This window comes from Microbacterium sp. 22242, assembly GCF_052045495.1.
GTDB lineage: Bacteria > Actinomycetota > Actinomycetes > Actinomycetales > Microbacteriaceae > Microbacterium.
The window spans coordinates 13,894-30,588 of record NZ_JBQEOZ010000001.1 but is presented as its reverse complement, the minus strand read 5'-3'; the positions used below and the strand labels follow the sequence as shown (position 1 = coordinate 30,588).

Here is a 16,695-nt window from a genome sequence, read left to right as displayed (position 1 = left end):
GATGAGAGGGTGACGACGCACGCCCGCTCCCCGCTGGGGGCGCCATGACGCCCCGGGCCGGGAGCGACGGCCGCGCCTCCACGTCCTCCCTGCGCGACGACATCGCCCGGATGATCTCCGACGAGGGCCTCGCGCCCGGCGACCGGCTCCCCACCGAGGCGCAGCTCGCAGAACGTTTCGGCCTCGCCCGCTCGACCGTGCGGGAGGCGCTGAAGCGGCTCGAGGAGGAGGGCCTCGTCGACGCCGTACAGGGCAAGGGACGGTTCGTCTCCGCGGTCGCCGCCGCGATCGTGGAGCGGCCGATCACGCGCTACGAGGGCGTCACCGAGATGCTCGGCCGGCTCGGCCACGAGGTGACGACCTCGGTGTTCTCGGTCGCGGAGGTCCCCGCCGACGCGGCGCAGGCGCAGAGCCTGGACGTCGCGGAGGGCACCCCGCTGATCCGGCTCGCACGGCTGCGCTACGGCGACGGCGAGCCGCTGGTGTTCAGCATCGACCACATCCTGCGCGACGCGCTGCCCGGACCGATCTCCCATCGCGACTGGTCGGCGCCGCTGACCGAGGCGCTGGAGGCGAACGGGCACCAGATCGTGTCCTCGGTGGCCCGGATCAGCGCCGTGGAGCTGGCCTTCGACCTCGCGCGCCGGCATCGCCTCACGGGACTGGGACCGTGGCTGCTGGTCACCGAGGTGTGCCTGACCAGGGCCGGACGGCGCGTCCTGCTGGCCGAGGACTACCACCGCGGGTCGCTGATCGGCTTCAACGTGCGCCGTCAGCGCTGACCGCATCCTCCTTCAGCGGCGCGACCGACTTCAGCGGCGCGACCGACGCCCGGGAGACGAAGGTCGACGGGATGGTCTCGATCACCGCGTCGCCGTCGTCGCCCGCGATCCGCGCGAACGCGTGCTGCGCCGCCGCGCGGCCGAGCTCGAGCATCGGCTGCGCGATCATCGTCAGCGGGGGCTCGATCACGCTCGCCCACGAGCTGTCGTCGAATCCGATCACCGAGATGTCCCTGGGATGGCGCAGACCCGCCGCCCGGATGGCACGGAGCGCTCCCACCATCGCGTCGGTCTCGGTCGTCAGCACGGCGGTCGGCGGATCCGGCATCGCGAGCATGTCGCCCACGGCCCCGACCGTCGCCTCCTCGTTGTGCGCGCAGGTGCTGACCAGGGCGGGATCCAGGGGGATCCCGGCCTCGTCCAGCGCGTCCACGTAGCCGCGCAAGCGCTCGGTCTCGCTCCACAGCCAGTTCTCGGCGGATGCGAGCAGCCGCCGCCGGTCCGGCAGCGCGTCTGGCAGCGCCGGCCCCCACACGAAGGCGATGCGGCGGTGTCCCCACTCGATGAACTGCCGCACGGCGTCGCGCGCCGACTCGCGGTTGTTGATGACCACGGCGTCGAGGTCCAGGCCGCGCACCTTGCGGTCGATCAGCACGACGGGGATCCTGCGGCTCATCGCCTCGAGGATGTGCGCCGTCTCGTTCGGCCGCAGCGCGGCGGAGGCGATGATGAGCGCATCCACCTGCTTGTCGATGAGCACGCCGACGGCGGCCTGCTCGGTCGCGAGCTTCTCGTCGGTGCTCATCACGATGGCCGTGTAATCGGTCGCCTCGCAGGCGTCGGCGATGCCGCGCATGACGCCGGCGAAGAACGGGTTGCCGACGTCGGCGACGATCACGCCGATCGTCTGCGTGATACCCGTGGTCATGCTGCGCGCGAGGCTGTTCGGCCGGTAGCCGAGCTTCTCCGCGGCCGCGAGCACCCGCGCGCGCGCCGCCGGGCTCACCGCGCCGTAGTTGCCGAGCGTCCTGGCCGCGGTGGCCTTGCCGACGCCCGCTTCGGCGGCGACTTCGGCGACCGTCGGCGAGGAGACGGATCTGGACCGTTGTCCGGGCATCGCACCTTCCTTTCGCGACGGGACCCCTTCGTGACGAGACGCCGTCTCGCCAATCTAGCCGACAGGCGCCCGGATCAGCCCAGGGTGGAGGACGGGCGGAACGACATGTCGGCGCCCTCGGGGATCGCCCGGCCGTGGCCGAACGCGCCGTCCGTGAAGCACTGCTCCGCGGCGAACGCGGACCCCGCCGAGAGCGCGGCGTCGATCGCGTCCGACGAGGGCGTGCGACCCTTGCGCCACCCTGCCTGGAGCAGCGAGCACACCACGGCGCCGAGGAACGCGTCGCCGCAGCCCATCGTGTCCGCGATCGGCCGCGCGGCGTCCAGCGGGACCGCCTCCGCCCGGTGCAGCGCGGTCCCGTCGAAGAGGAGGGATCCGTCTGCGCCGCGCGTGCCGATCGCCATCCCGGCGCCGCGGGCCACCACGGAGCGCAGCGTCGCCGCGGTCTCCGTCTCGGTGAGGTGCGAGCAGGACAGCAGCGCGAGATCGAGATGCGGCGCGAGCGGATCCAGGTACTCCGGAGAGCGGAAGCGGCTCTCGCTGGACAGGTCGTAGGTGACCAAAGCGCCGGTGTCCGTGAGCACCGGCAGTTGCGTCTCCGTGGCCGAGTAGACCCCGGAGTGCACGAGGTCGAAGCCGGCCACGTAGTCCAGGTCCTCCGACGTCAGCAGGATCGGCTCCCGCACCGTCACGCCGCCGTCGTTGCCGCCCAGGAACACCCGGTCTCCGTCGACCACCTCGACCATCGCGATGCCCGTCTCGCCCTCCCGGACGACGCAGCGGGACACGTCGAGGCCGATGGCGGCGAGCTCGGATCGGAGGAAGGCTCCCGCCTCGTCCGATCCGAACACGCCCAGATAGGCCGCCTCGATCCCGAGCTCGTGCGCGAACACCGCGAAGTTGACGCAGTTGCCACCGGGGTAGTCGATCCGCCGGTCGACGAAGCGATCGATGACGTTGTCGCCGAATCCGAGGACCCTCACGGCCGCTCCTCAGTACTCGACGACGCGGTAGTACCGGCGCACGTCGAGACGGTGGTTGCGGACCAGCTCGAGGTGGGCGCTCAGCCGGCTCGCGGCGGTCCCGATCACGAGCGGCGACACCAGGGCGCGGAACTTCTCGTCGAAGCCCTCGAGCGCGTAGTCCGCGGTGTCGAAGACCGTGACGTCGTCGGAGTACAGCTCGACGAAGTTGCGCACCCGCTCCATGAGCGGCCGCGTCTCGTCCTCTCCGAAGAAGAGCAGCGTCGTGGTGTCCTTCTCGATGAGCTCGAGCGAGCCGTGGAAGAACTCGGCGGCGTGCACGCGGGTGGTGTGCAGCCACTGGCACTCCTCGAGCACGCACATCGAGTACAGGTAGGCGTACCCCCACACGTTGCCGGATCCGACCACGAACAGGTACTCGACGTCCTTGTGCTTGTTCGCGAACACGGATGCCTTCGAGTCGGCCTTCTTCGCGACGTCGACCATCAGGGCCGGCAGCAGCGCGAGCTGGCCGGCGAACTCGTCGTAGTCGGCGAACTCGCCGCGGGCGCGGAGCAGCCCGGTCACGAGCAGCAGCAGCTGGATGTCGTAGGAGTGCGCGCTGGAGAGGAAGACGTGGTCGAGCGACCGGGCGAACGGGCTGTCCGCCTCGCCCGTGAATCCGACGGTGGTGGCACCCTGCGCCTTCGCCCACTCGATCGCGGAGTTGACGTCGGGCGTCGAGCCGGTGGCCGACACGAACACGGCCAGGGACCCCTCGCCGAACGCGGTGTCGGGGGCGAGCAGGAACTCCTGCGCGATCGCGGCGACGCCCGGCAGGGTCGACTTCGTCTGCAGCAGCAGGGCGTACGGCATCATCTCGGCGTACGAGCCCCCGGCGCCGAGGAAGTAGACGTTCTTCACGCCGTCCCCCAGCTGGGCGACCAGCGCCTCGATGTCGTCGCGCAGCGCGACGGCGCTCGAGAGCTGAGCGGTGAATTCGTCTTGGTTGAACTTGAGCACAGCGGGATTCCCCTTCTTCGCGGATGAGAGTGATACCGGTATCACTCCTCAGCATCCTGACACAGGGCCGATCCGCGGTCAAGACCCCGATTCGGAGCCAGATTCCGGACTGGTGCGGCCGGGCGGCGAGGGCCCCGGAGCCCTGGATCCCCGCGGCCGGCGTTCTGAGGACTCCGCATCCCGGCCTGCGCCTCCCGGGGACCGCCGGTCCCGAAAAGCCGCAGGATCTGGCAGCCCTTGACGTGCACCATGACCGGCGATTACGCTCCTTCCATTCCCTCATGGGACCGGTATCAGGCCGGCGGCGCGGTTCTCGTCCTCGCCACCGGGTGCACAGGCGGTCCCCGAACCCCAGGAGAGAGCCCATGACCGTCGCGGAACCCGCCCACGTCGTGATCCTCGGCGGCGGCATCTTCGGCACGTCCGCCGCCGCGCAGCTCGCCCGCAAGGACGTGCGCGTCACCCTCGTCACCGAGAGCGCGCTCGCCAGCGGCGCCTCCGGCCGGTCCCTGGCCTGGCTCAACGCCGCCTGGAACTGGCCGGCGCCGTACTTCGCGATCCGGATGGCGGGCATCGACCGCTGGCGCACCTGGGCCACGCGCCACGCCGACGCGGCGCGGTACCTGCGCTTCACGGGCGGGCTGATGTGGGCCGACGAGGCCGACGGCGAATCGCTGCGCGACCTGTTCGCCACCGAGCGCGAGCGCGGCTACGACGCGCAGTGGGTCGGCCGCGACCGGATCGCCGAGGTCGCGCCCGGCGTGGATCCCGCCGCCGTCGCCGAGGAGGGCGCGATCTTCAACCCCGGCGAGGGCTGGGTCGACCTGCCCTCCGTGATCGCGCTGCTCGCCGAGGAGGTCGTCTCCCGCGGCGGGTCGGTCCTCGAGCGCGCCGGCACCTCGCGTCCGATCGTCGAGCACGGCAGGGCGGTCGGCGTGCGCACCGCCGGCGGCGAGGAGGTGCGCGGCGACGCGGTGCTGCTCGCCACCGGCCCCTCGGTGCCCGGTCAGCTCTCCGAGCTCGGCATCGAGATCGGCACGTCCAGTCCCCCCGCGTTCGTCGCCTTCACGGCTCCCGTGGACACGGCCCTCGACACGACGCTGAACACCCCGCACGTGGCGATCCGCCGCACCGTCGACGGCGGCCTGGCCATGGACTCCGGCTGGTCGGAACGCTCGATCGAGGTCCGCGAGGACGGATCCCTGCACATCCCCGACGCGGTCGTGACGCGGCTGCTCGACGAGGCGCGGCGCGTGCTGGCCGGCCACCCGCACCTGCAGCTGGCGCGGATCGGATCCGGCTACAAGCCCGTCCCCGCAGACGGCGAGCCGGTGTACGGCCGGATCGACGAGGTCCCGGGCCTGTACGTCGCGTTCAGCCACAGCGGGGCCACCCAGGGCCTGATCGCGGGCGAGCTGCTGGCCGACGAGATCGCCACGGGATCCGTGTCGCCCCTGCTCTCCGCATTCCGCCCCGGCCGGTTCGCATCGCCGGCCTGATCCGTCCCGCACGGCGTGCGCCCGCGCTCCTGCTCCGGAGAACCCGGCGTGGGATCCTGAGTGGATGAGCTCTGAGCGCGAGGTCCCCGAGTCGAGCGCCGCCGTGCTTGCGGGCGCCCGCGACGACCGTCCGCAGGTCCCGGCGGCGGACCAGACGCTCCGGATCCTGCGGTTCCTGGCCCGGCGCGCCGGCCCGGTGGCCGCGTCGGCGCTGGCACGCGAGCTGGGGATCCCCCGATCGAGCGTCTACCACCTGCTCGCGACCCTCGAGGCGCACGGGTTCGTCGTCCATCTGCCGCAGGAGCGGCGCTGGGGGCTGGGCACGAGCGCGTTCGAGCTGGCGGGAGGCTACGCGCGTCAAGAGCCGCTCGCACGCCTCGGCCGGCCGCTGCTCGCGGGGCTCGCGGACCGTCTCGGCGAGAGCGCGCACCTCGCCGTGATGACCGGACGCGACGTGCTCTACATCGTCGAGGAGCGCGCCCTGCGCCGCCCCGCGCTGATCACCGACGTGGGGGTGCGCCTGCCCGCGCACCTCACGGCGACCGGCCGCGCGATGCTCGCCGCGCTGCCGCGCGAGCAGGTGCGCGCGCTCTACCCGGACGCGCGGGCCTTCGCCGAGCGCACCGGCCGGGGCCCGAGCCGGCCCGCCGAGCTGCGCGAGGTGCTGCGGGATGTGCGCCGCGAGGGCTTCGCGAGAGAGGACGGCGAGATCACCGCGGGCTTCCGCTCGATCGGCGTCGCGGTGCGCGACCACGTCGGCTGGCCCGTCGCCGCCGTCGCCGTCACCTGGTCGGAGGAGGCCCCGGTCGACGCCGACCGGATCGCGGACCAGGTCTCCGAGACCGCACGTCAGCTGCAGCGCCGCCTCGGCTACGGCGCACGGTGACGACCGCGCACCGCGCCGCGGAGCCTGTTCACAGCCGCGGACGCCAGTCTCGATCCGTGCCCACGTCCTCCCGATCGCGCCTGGGACGCATCGCGATGATCGCCGGTGCGACGGCGACGGCGCTCGGCGTGCTGGGATCCTGGATCCCCTCGTTCTGGGGCGACGAGGCGGCGAGCGTGATGTCGGCGACGCGCAGCTGGCCTGAGCTGTGGCGGATGCTGCAGACCGTCGACGGCGTGCACGGGGTCTATTACGCGTTCCTGCATATCTGGATCGGCCTGTTCGGCGCGAGCGAGTTCTCCGTGCGGCTGCCGAGCGCGATCGCGGCCGGGTTCCTGGCCGCGGGCACGGCGGTGCTCGCGGGGCGCTGCGGCGGGCCGCGGCTCGCACTGGCGGCCGGGCTGATCGCGGCTCTGCTGCCGCGCACCGCCGTGATGGCGGCGGAGGGCCGCTCGTACGCGATCGGATCCGCGATCGCCGTGTGGCTGACGGTGCTGCTCATCGATCTGCTCGACCGCCGCCGCAGCTGGTGGGGCTGGGCGGCCTACGCGGTCGGCATCGCCGTGGGGATCTACGTCTTCCTCTACCTCGCCCTGCTGCTCGTCGTGCACGCGGTCCTGGTCGTCCTCTTCCACCGGCGGCGGCTCCGGCGGTGGGCGGCCTCGGCGGCTCTCGGCGTCGTGCTCGCCGCCCCCATCGTGCGGCTGGCCGCCTCCGAGCGGAACCAGATCGGCTTCCTCGCCGACCGGGACTACCTCACCCCGCTCGACGTGCTCGCGCTGCAGTGGTTCGACCCGGCGACCGCGATCGTCTGCTGGACGCTCATCGTCGTGGGGCTGGTCGCCGTGTTCCGTCCCCGCCCCCGGGACCCGGATCGGGTGCGGTTGGCGACGCTCTGCCTGCTGTGGCTGGTGCTGCCGACCGCCGCCGTGCTGCTCGGCAGCGTGCTGATCGCGCCGATGTACACCGTCCGCTATCTGTCGTTCTGCACGCCCGCGGCGGCGATCCTCGTCGCGGGCGGCGTGCTCTCCGCGGCCCGCTGGGCCGCCGGCCGCGTCCCCGTGGCCGCGACGACCGCCGGCGCGGTCCTGCTCGCGGTCGTGCTCGCCGCGTTCGTCCCGAACCTGGTGGTCCAGCGGGAACCCTTCGCGAAGGACGGCAGCGACTGGCGCGAGGCCGCCGCCTATCTGCACGGGCACGCGCGGGCCGGCGACGCGGTCGTCTACGACGAGCGCCCCAAGGACTCGGAGAAGCCGCGGCTGATCGCCGGCGTGTATCCGACGGACGTCTCGGGTCTGCGCGATCCCGCCCTGATCACGCCCTTCCGCGTTCGCGCCGGCCTCTGGGACCGCACACGCCCGAACAGCACGCTCACCGCCGCGGACCTCGGCGGCCGCGTCTGGGTGCTCGAGCGGGGTCCGGATCCCGAGCGCTCCCCCGACGTCGCGCACCTGCAGTCCCTCGGCTACCGGATCGTGGCCCGCCACCGCGTCAACGTGACCACGGTGCTGCACCTCGAGCGTCCCTGAGCCGCGCAACCCATCGTCGCGCCCCGCTCGCCCCGCTCGCTCGGGGACGGGAGAGCTCAGACCGGGACGTACATCACGACGGTCAGCCCGGGTGCGTCGGCCGGCACGAGGCTGTGGTGCTCGAACACGAGCGGTCCGTCGGACGGGTGCACGAACTCGCGCTGCCGGGACGCGAAGCGCTCGACCGCGTGCTCGGCCCACTGGATCCGGAAGTCCTCGCTCGCCGCGAGCAGCCGCCCGATCAGCGCGCGGTGCCGGTCCGAGCTCAGCCGCACGCCCGACTCGGCGCGGAACTCGGCGAGGAAGCGGCGGCTCTCCTGGTCCCAGTCCGGCAGCATCCGGCGCAGCCGCGGGTCCGTGTAGATGAGCCAGAGCAGGTTCCGGTCGGCCGGATCCACGGTGTCGATGGGCGCGTACAGCCGGGAGTACGGCTCGTTCCAGCCGACGATCGCCCAGTCGCTGGCGACCACGAACGCCGGGAAGTCGAGCGCGTCGACGAGCCGCTGCAGGTGATCCGGGATCCGTTCCGTCTCCTCCGCCGCGGCGTCCTCCGCGGGACCGGCGAGCCGCACGACGTAGTCGGTCTCGGCGGGGCTGAGCTGCAGGACGCGCGCGACGGCTCCCAGCACCTGCCGGGAGACGCCGATGTCGCGGCCCTGCTCGAGCCAGGTGAACCAGCTCGCGCTGACCCCGGCGAGCGCGGCCACCTCCTCGCGGCTGAGCCCGATGTCGCCCCGCCGCGCAGCGAGCGGAAGGCCGAGTGCGGACCGGCTGGCCGCGCGGCGGCGGGAGGCGAGGAACTCCCCCAGCTGCTCACGCCGGGGGGTGCGCGGACGGATCACTCTCACACAGTACCCGGAGTACTAGTACAAACCCTCCTCGCGCCCGGGCTCGGCAGAATCCCGGGACGGGTCCACAATGGTCACCATGGTCGCTTATCGCTCTCGCACGGTCACCCACGGACGCAACATGGCCGGCGCCCGCGCCCTCTTCCGCGCCGCCGGCGTGAACGGCGCGGACCTCGGCCGCAAGCCCATCATCGCGGTCGCGAACTCGTTCACCGAGTTCGTCCCCGGCCACACCCACCTCGCCCCGGTCGGCCGCATCGTGTCCGAGGCGATCAACGAGGCCGGCGGCATCCCGCGCGAGTTCAACACGATCGCCGTCGACGACGGCATCGCGATGGGCCACGGCGGCATGCTCTACTCGCTGCCCTCCCGCGACCTCATCGCCGACTCGGTCGAGTACATGGTCAACGCGCACTGCGCCGACGCCCTGGTCTGCATCTCGAACTGCGACAAGATCACGCCCGGCATGCTGCTCGCCGCGCTCCGCCTGAACATCCCCACGGTGTTCGTCTCCGGCGGCCCGATGGAGGCGGGCCGGGCGACTCTGGTCGACGGCACCGTGCGCTCCCTCGACCTCGTCGACGCGATCAGCGACGCCGTGAACGAGAAGATCTCCGACGCCGACATCCTGCGCATCGAGGAGTCGGCCTGCCCGACCTGCGGATCCTGCTCCGGCATGTTCACCGCGAACTCGATGAACTGCCTCACCGAGGCGATCGGCCTCTCCCTGCCCGGCAACGGCTCGGTGCTCGCGACGCACACGGCCCGCCGTGCGCTGTACGAGAAGGCCGGTTCCCTGGTCGTCGACATCGCCAAGCGCTACTACGACGGCGACGACGAGAGCGTGCTGCCGAAGAGCATCGCGACCCACGCCGCGTTCGGCAACGCGATGGCGCTGGACATCGCGATGGGCGGATCCACGAACACGATCCTGCACCTGCTCGCCGCCGCGCACGAGGCGGGGGTCGACTTCGGGCTCGCCGAGATCGACGCGATCTCCCGACGCGTGCCGTGCCTCGCGAAGGTCGCCCCGAACTCCGCCGGGGGCAAGACGTACTACATGGAGGACGTGCACCGCGCCGGCGGCATCCCCGCGCTGCTCGGCGAGCTGCGCCGTGGCGGGCTGCTCGACGACTCGGTGCACACCGTGCACGCCGCGACGCTCGGCGAGTGGCTGGACGAGTGGGACATCCGCAGCGGATCCGCCTCCGACGTGTCCGAGGACCTGTGGCACGCGGCGCCCGGCGGCCGCCGCTCGGCCACCGCGTTCTCGCAGTCCGAGCGCTGGGCCTCGCTGGACACCGACGCCGAGGGCGGCTGCATCCGCGACGTGGCGCACGCGTACTCGAAGGACGGCGGGCTGGGCGTGCTGCACGGCAACATCGCCGAGAACGGCGCGGTCGTGAAGACCGCGGGCGTGGACGAGTCGATCTGGACGTTCTCCGGCCCCGCCGTCGTGTGCGAGTCGCAGGACGAGGCGGTCGAGAAGATCCTGAACAAGCAGGTCAAGGAGGGCGACGTCGTCGTCATCCGCTACGAGGGCCCCAAGGGCGGTCCCGGCATGCAGGAGATGCTCTACCCGACGTCGTTCCTCAAGGGGCGCGGCCTGGGCAAGGCCTGCGCGCTGGTCACCGACGGCCGCTTCTCCGGCGGCACCTCGGGCCTGTCGATCGGCCACGTCTCCCCCGAGGCGGCGGCCGGCGGCGTGATCGCGCTCGTCGAGGACGGCGACATCATCTCGATCGACATCCCCACCCGCAAGCTCGAGCTCGACGTGCCGTGGGAGGAGCTGGAGCGCCGCCGCGAGCACCTCGAGGCGAACGGCGGCTACCGGCCGCGCAACCGCGTCCGCGAGGTCAGCCCCGCGCTGCGCGCCTACGCGCACTTCGCCCAGTCCGCCGACAAGGGCGCGATCCGCGTCGTCCCGGAGCTGTAAGCCCGGCCGGCAGGCCCGTCGTCCCGGGGCCCGGCGTCCCGGAGCCCGGCGTCCCGGAGCCCGGCGTCGTCCGGGATCCCGGCGAGAAACCACATTCAGCATGAGACACCACGCCTGCGGGCCGGTCTCATGCTGGAAGTGGTTTCTCACCGGGTGCGGCGCTCCCGAGGAGCTCGCCGCGCCGGCTCGACTCGCGCACGACGATCGCGCCGTGATCGGGATCCGGCACCTCGATCGTCAGCCCGGGCTCGAGCTGGCGCAGCAGCGCTGCGGCGGCCTGGCGTCCGAGTGCCTCAGGCTGCAGATCGACGGCCGTGATCGTGGGCGCCAGCGCGCGCAGGCACTCGGCGTCGGATCCGCACACCACGACGACGTCCTCGGGCACCCGCATCCCGAGTTCGCCCAGGCGGTCCACGACGCCGCGGGCATGATCGCTGGTCAGGCAGTACACGCCGTCCGGGCGCTCCGGCAGCGCCATCAGCTCGTCCGCCACCCGTCCCACCTCGACAGGTCCCGCCCGCTCCGGCACCCGCAGCACGATCTCCGGCATCCCCGCGTCATGCATCCGCTCCCGATAGCGCTGTTCGGTGGCGATGTTCCACTCGATCGCGTCGAGCCCGACGATCAGCGCCGGCCGGGTCGTCCCCGCCAGGGCGAGGTGATCCAGCACCCGCTCGGTGATCACGCCCGTCGCGATGCCGACGACGTGCGGATCCATCGGGTCACCGGGATCGGCTCCCACGAGCGTGTACGGCGTCCGGCTCCTGCGCAGCGCCGCGACCAGCGGGTCGTCGGCGACCGGATCCGTGACCACGATCCCGTCGCAGGCGTAGGCGGTGACCGGGGCGCCGGGCACCGTGGGGTCTGCGACCAGCATGAGCGCGTATCCGTGCCCCAGCGACGTCAGCGCTGCGGCCCCCGCGAACCGAGGGAAGTAGTCGACGTCCGCCAGCTCCTGCGGCTCCGGCCCGACCGCAGGACGCAGCACGAGACCGATCACGCCGAGACGGCTGCGGCGCAGTCCGCTCGCCACCACGTCGGGGTGGTAGCCGAGCTCCGATGCCGCGGCACGCACGCGCGCCTGGGTCGCCGGGTTCACGACCCCGTTGCCCGAGAACGTGTGCGACACCGTCGTCGCAGAGACGCCCGCGCGGCGCGCCACATCGCGGATCGTGGATCGCTGTCGGCGCATGGCCCGATGATATCTGCGGATCGGGCTTGTCCAAATCGTTTTGGGTATCTAGCGTGGCGTTTCAGCGCGAACAAGGACGTCGCGCCGCACCCGACACTTCGCACCAACCTGGAGAACCCATGTCACAGGCGACACCTCCCGATGTCATCCCCGCCGCTGAGGCACCCGCACTGACCCATCCCGTGCCGACGGACAGCCCCGTCCGCGTCGAGACGCACGGCATCGACTACATCCCCGACGCGGAACGGCACGGACGCGCCAGGGACTTGTTCGCGGTGTGGGCCGCCCCGAACGTGAACTTCCTCGCGGTCGTCATCGGCGCGACCCTCATGCTGATGGGCCTGAACCTGTGGCAGGCCCTCGCCGCGATCGTGATCGGCAACCTGTTCGCCATCATCACCGGCATCGTCGCCGGATCGGGCCCGGCCGCCGGCGCCCCGAGCGAGGTCATCACTCGCGCGATGTACGGCATCACCGGCAACCGGTTCAACGTCGCGATCGCCGGCTGGCTGATCAGCGTCTGCTACCTCGCGATCAACTGGGCTGCGGCGACCACGGTGCTGGTCGGCCTGCTCGGACGGATGGGGATCCCCGGCAACGGCTGGACGATCGCGATCAGCGCGATCGTGATCGCCGCGGCCACGATGGTCATCAGCGTGTACGGGCACGGCCTGATCATGCGGCTCTACCAGCCCATGGCGATCGTGCTGGCGCTGATCTTCGTCGTGATGGCCTTCTTCGTGGTCGGCGGCGCGCACTGGGGCTTCGCCCCGGCCAAGCCGCTCGGCGGCATCGAACTGGTCGCTGTGATGGCGTCCGCCATCGCGCTGGTCGCCTCAAGCCCGCTGTCCTACACGAACAGCGCCGACTTCGCGCGCTACCTGCCGGCCGGCACCCGGGTGCGCGACGTCGCGCTGTGGACCGCGCTCGGCGCGGTGATCCCCGGTATCGTCGCGACCTTCATCGGATCCCTCGCGGCGAGCGCGGTCGACATGAGCGACCCGCAGGCCGGCCTGGAGAAGTTCCTGCCGGGCTGGTTCGCACCGATCTTCCTGATCTCGGTGATCGTCGGCACGATCGCGAACAACGCGATGACCGCGTACAGCTCGGGTCTCGCCCTGCAGGCGGTCGGGATCAAGCTCCCCCGCTCGCGCACCGTGCTGCTGGACGGCACGGTCGGCGTGCTGATGACGCTGTTCGCCCTGCTGGTGTGGAACTTCCTGGACAGCGTCTCCAGCGCGCTGCAGCTCGCCGTCACGATCCTCGCGCCGATCATGGGCGTCTACCTCGCCGACATGCTGTGGCGTCGCAACCGCTACGACGGTCCTGCCCTCGCCGACGACTCGCGGGGCAGCCGGTTCTGGTTCTCCGGAGGCGTGCACATCGCCGGAGCCGTGGCGGTGCTGGCCGGGGTGGTCGCCTCGCTGATGTGCAGCGCGACGCTCGTGTTCGTGGGACCCATCGCGAACGCCATGTCCGGGATCGACCTGTCGGTGCCGGTCGGCCTCGTGGTGCCGTTCGTGATCTACCTCCTCATGGTCCGCTCCTCACGGCGCTCGCAGGCCTCCCTGTAACCGTCCGCACCCCCGCATCCCAGACCGCATCCCGCATGACCCAGAACGGACCAGACGACATGACCGACACGAGAACCGTGCACTACCGCGGCGGCGCGATCTTCACCTCCGGCACCGAGCCGTGGGCGCAGTCGCTGATCGTCGAGGGCACGCGGATCCGGTACATCGGCGACACCGGCACGGCCGACGCGCTCGACGCCGACGAGGTCGTGGAGCTGGAGGGCGCGCTGGTGATCCCCGGGATCGTGGACGCGCACACGCACCTCGTCAGCCTGGGCGAGTCCCTCGAGCAGGTCGACCTGCAGGATGCACCGGATCTGGCCGAGCTCCAGCGCAGGATCGCGGCCGCCGCATCCGCGGCTCCGCACGCGGAGCGGATCATGGGGCGCAGCTGGCTGTTCTCGTCGCTCGGCGGACGCGCGCCGCACCGTGACCTGATCGACGCCGTGGTCGCCGACCGCCCCGTCTACCTCACCGCGAACGACCACCACTCCGCCTGGGTCAACACGGCCGCGCTCGCCGAGCTCGGCATCGACGACGCCACCCCGGATCCTCTCGGCGGCACGATCGAGCGCGACGCGGCCGGCGTCGCGACCGGCATGCTCCTGGAGAACGCGGTGTTCGGGCTGCTCCGCGAGCGCCTCGACGCGCTCACCTCGGATGCGACGCGCGAGGCCCAGCTCGAGGCGGCGTTCGCCTCGTACGTCGCCGCGGGCGTCACGGCGGCCGTCGACATGGCGATGACCGAGCCGGATCTGCGCGCGCTCGTCGCCGTCCAGGAGCGCCACGGCGGGCGCCTGCCGATGCGGGTCGCCGCGCACTGGGCCGTCTACCGCACCGGGACCGCCGAGGGCGATCGGGCCGCAGTCGACCGCGCGATCGAGCTCGCGCAGCAGCACGACGGGTCGTGGCTGCGGATTGCGGGGATCAAGCTGTTCGTGGACGGCGTGATCGACAGCTGCACGGCGGCCATGCGCGCCCCGTTCGCGGACGGATCCCAGCCGGAGGCGCTCTGGGACCTCCCCTCGCTCAGCGCCGTGGTCACCGCCGCCGACGCGGCCGGCCTCCAGGTGGCGATGCACGCGATCGGGGATGCCGCCTCGGCGCTCGCCCTGGACGCGCTCGAGGCCGCGGTCGCCGCGAACGGCCCCCGGGCCGACCGGCGGCACCGGATCGAGCACCTGGAGACGGTGGACGCCGCCACGCCTCTGCGCCTCGCCCGGCTCGGGGTGATCGCCTCGGTGCAGCCCGTGCACTGCGATCCCGCGATCCAGGAGAACTGGCGGGCGAGACTGGGCGACGAGCGCGTCGAGCGCGGCTATCCCTGGGGCGAGCTCGCCGAAGCCGGCGCCACCCTCGCGCTCGGCACCGACGCGCCGACCGCCCCGTACGATCCGCTGCCGAACCTGTTCATCGCCTCGACCAGGCGCTCGGCGTTCGACCAGACGCTGCCCGCGAACGTGCCGGGCAACGCCATGGCGATCGCCGACGCGGTGCGGCGGGCGACGCGCGATGCCGCGTACGCCACCCGCTGGGACGGCGAGCTGGGCGTGCTCCGTGAGGGAGCCTCGGCCGACTTCGCGATCCTCGACGCGGATCCGTTCCGGGACGGCCCTGTGGCCTTCCTGACGGCCGGCGTCGTCCGGACCGTGATCGCCGGCGAGGTCGCGCACCTCGCTCAGCGGGCGCCGGTCGCCGTCCGCTCGTAGAGGTAGATCACGCTGCCGGCGCCGTCGACGCGGCGGGTCTGGTGGAAGCCGAGGCCGTTCAGGTCGCGGAGTCCCCAGGTGTCTTCCACGCCCTCGAAGCTCAGTTCGACGACCCACACCCGGGTCACGCCGTCGAACCGGCCCAGCTCGGCGGCGTGCGGGATCGAGTAGGTCTGGTCGTACCAGGTGTACGACTTCTGGAACGGCGTCTTCAGCAGCAGATCGGTCACGTCGCGGTAGGCGGCGGGATCCGTGGCCTTGGCAAGCCGCGTGCGCTGCGAGGGGCGGGCCCCGTCGTCGAACACGATGCCGTCGCCGGGACGCGCGTTGTCGTGGATGAACGCGGAGATGTCGTTCCAGTCGGACTGGTTCTTCGAGTAGGGCCCGCGCTGCGAGATCGCGACCGGGATCGCGGCGACGAGCACCGCCGCCGTCAGGACCGCGGCGGCCCGGCGCCAGCGCGCCAGCCGCGCCAGCCGGCGCACGCCGAGCGCCATCATGATCGCGACCGCGGGCGCGGAGAACGTGCCGTACCGGGCGGTGTATCCGGCCACGAACGGGATCGCGGCGATGAGCAGCCCCATCGGGATCAGCATCCACGCGAGCGCCACGGTCTCCAGCCGCAGCCCGATCGGGCTGCCGGCGCGACGGGCCCGCACCGCCTCGACGGCGAAGAGCACCGCGGCCACGAGGATCGGCACCCAGGCGATCACCGCGAACCACCACTCCTGGAACCACATGTCGGAGAGCACGACCTTGGGCGTGACCGACTCGCGCACCGCGAGGAACGCGATCTGGCGCCGCTGCAGGAACCCGAACCAGGCCAGCGGCGAGGCGAGCAGCAGCGCCACCCCCGTGCCGACCGCCCACGCCTTCCAGCGCCGCCGCAGCGGCGGTGCGCACAGCACGATCACGGCGAGCGCCGGCACCATGAGTGCGAAGTAGAGGAACAGCCAGGTGCCGAACGCCAGCACCGCGGCGTAGGCGATCCACCTCCCGGTCGTCCGCCCGCGGCGGAGCGCGATCTCGACCAGGATCACGATCAGCACGCACGCGAGCGCCGCACCGATGGCGTACGAACGGGCCTCCTCCCCCGCGAAGATCAGCCGGGGCAGGGTCGCCGCGAACACGCCGGCGAGGACCGCGAACCGGGTCGTCCCGAACCGTCCGCAGAGCCAGACCACCGCGGCCGTGCACACCCCGATGGCGAGTGCGGACGGGAACCGGATCGAGAACGCGCTGGGCCCGAACACGTCGATCCACGCGTGCAGGCCGAGGTAGTACAGGCCGTGCACGGCGTCGACATAGCCCAGCATGTGCCACAGGGTGGGCAGCGGCCGGGTGGCCGACATCAGGCTGGCCGCCTCATCGCCCCACAGCGACGGGATCCAGGATCCGGCGGCGCTGGCGGCGACCCCCAGCAGTCCCAGCACCGCGGTCCAGAGTGCCAGCCGTCGCGGATCCGCCGTCCGATCCCCGGCGTCCGACACGCGGTCAGGACGCTCCGAGGCGGCGCGGACGGCAGAGGATGTCACAGGTCACGAGCGTAACGGCCGCGACTTGCGGTCCGCTCTCAGGTCCCTTTCCGGACGCTCCGCACCTCGCGAGAGGACGACGGGAGGATGCGGAATCCGTCGT

At 72.2% G+C, this 16,695-nt stretch carries 13 protein-coding genes; 7 read left to right on the top strand and 6 right to left on the bottom strand.

Going from position 1 to position 16,695, the window contains the following annotated elements; translation table 11 throughout:
* Positions 1–44: 44 nt before the first annotated feature.
* Positions 45–782 (top strand): GntR family transcriptional regulator, encoded by a 738-nt coding sequence (locus tag ACTJJZ_RS00160; RefSeq protein ID WP_440719140.1) that lies wholly within the window; start codon positions 45–47, stop codon positions 780–782.
* Here the strand turns inward: ACTJJZ_RS00160 and ACTJJZ_RS00155 are convergent.
* The 3 genes from ACTJJZ_RS00155 to ACTJJZ_RS00145 form a co-directional block, all read right to left on the bottom strand.
* Positions 760–1,899 carry a LacI family DNA-binding transcriptional regulator gene (locus ACTJJZ_RS00155; RefSeq protein WP_440719139.1) on the bottom strand — a complete coding sequence of 380 codons (1,140 nt, stop codon included), beginning with the start codon at positions 1,897–1,899 and terminating at the stop codon, positions 760–762. The genes ACTJJZ_RS00160 and ACTJJZ_RS00155 overlap by 23 nt on opposite strands.
* Positions 1,900–1,973: 74 nt before the next feature.
* Positions 1,974–2,882: a PfkB family carbohydrate kinase gene (locus tag ACTJJZ_RS00150; protein WP_440719138.1), complete on the bottom strand. Its 909-nt coding sequence runs from the start codon at positions 2,880–2,882 to the stop codon at positions 1,974–1,976.
* 9 nt (positions 2,883–2,891) lie between these two features.
* Complete coding sequence (locus tag ACTJJZ_RS00145) at positions 2,892–3,884, bottom strand: SIS domain-containing protein (RefSeq protein ID WP_440719137.1); 993 nt, start codon at positions 3,882–3,884, stop codon at positions 2,892–2,894.
* Positions 3,885–4,249: 365 nt separating this feature from the next.
* On the opposite strand from ACTJJZ_RS00145, the gene ACTJJZ_RS00140 reads away from it, so the two are divergent.
* From ACTJJZ_RS00140 to ACTJJZ_RS00130, 3 genes are all read left to right on the top strand, one after another.
* On the top strand, positions 4,250–5,383 hold the full coding sequence (locus ACTJJZ_RS00140) for an NAD(P)/FAD-dependent oxidoreductase (RefSeq protein ID WP_440719136.1): 1,134 nt from the start codon (positions 4,250–4,252) through the stop codon (positions 5,381–5,383).
* 64 nt (positions 5,384–5,447) lie between these two features.
* On the top strand, positions 5,448–6,269 hold the full coding sequence (locus ACTJJZ_RS00135; RefSeq protein ID WP_440719135.1) for an IclR family transcriptional regulator: 822 nt from the start codon (positions 5,448–5,450) through the stop codon (positions 6,267–6,269).
* 56 nt (positions 6,270–6,325) lie between these two features.
* Positions 6,326–7,798 (top strand): glycosyltransferase family 39 protein, encoded by a 1,473-nt coding sequence (locus ACTJJZ_RS00130; RefSeq protein WP_440719134.1) that lies wholly within the window; start codon positions 6,326–6,328, stop codon positions 7,796–7,798.
* A gap of 56 nt (positions 7,799–7,854) precedes the next feature.
* Here the strand turns inward: ACTJJZ_RS00130 and ACTJJZ_RS00125 are convergent, their stop codons facing one another.
* On the bottom strand, positions 7,855–8,640 hold the full coding sequence (locus ACTJJZ_RS00125; protein ID WP_440719133.1) for a helix-turn-helix transcriptional regulator: 786 nt from the start codon (positions 8,638–8,640) through the stop codon (positions 7,855–7,857).
* 85 nt (positions 8,641–8,725) lie between these two features.
* Between ACTJJZ_RS00125 and ilvD the strand changes: the two genes are divergently transcribed.
* Positions 8,726–10,582 (top strand): dihydroxy-acid dehydratase, encoded by a 1,857-nt coding sequence (gene ilvD / locus ACTJJZ_RS00120; protein ID WP_440719132.1) that lies wholly within the window; start codon positions 8,726–8,728, stop codon positions 10,580–10,582.
* 127 nt (positions 10,583–10,709) lie between these two features.
* On the opposite strand, the gene ACTJJZ_RS00115 is transcribed toward ilvD, so the two are convergent.
* Positions 10,710–11,774, bottom strand: coding sequence for a LacI family DNA-binding transcriptional regulator (locus ACTJJZ_RS00115; protein ID WP_440719131.1), 1,065 nt, complete (start codon positions 11,772–11,774; stop codon positions 10,710–10,712).
* A 119-nt stretch (positions 11,775–11,893) separates the two neighbouring features.
* On the opposite strand from ACTJJZ_RS00115, the gene ACTJJZ_RS00110 reads away from it, so the two are divergent.
* Together ACTJJZ_RS00110 and ACTJJZ_RS00105 are read left to right on the top strand one after the other, a co-directional pair.
* A complete protein-coding gene (locus ACTJJZ_RS00110) occupies positions 11,894–13,348 on the top strand; it encodes a purine-cytosine permease family protein (protein ID WP_440719130.1) in 1,455 nt (484 codons plus the stop codon).
* 59 nt (positions 13,349–13,407) lie between these two features.
* Entirely contained in the window at positions 13,408–15,057 is a 1,650-nt protein-coding gene (locus ACTJJZ_RS00105; RefSeq protein WP_440719129.1) for an amidohydrolase, read from the top strand.
* Here ACTJJZ_RS00105 and ACTJJZ_RS00100 read toward each other — a convergent pair.
* A complete protein-coding gene (locus tag ACTJJZ_RS00100) occupies positions 15,027–16,592 on the bottom strand; it encodes a glycosyltransferase family 39 protein (protein ID WP_440719128.1) in 1,566 nt (521 codons plus the stop codon). The two genes, ACTJJZ_RS00105 and ACTJJZ_RS00100, sit on opposite strands and share 31 nt — an antisense overlap.
* Between the last annotated feature and the right edge of the window lie 103 nt (positions 16,593–16,695).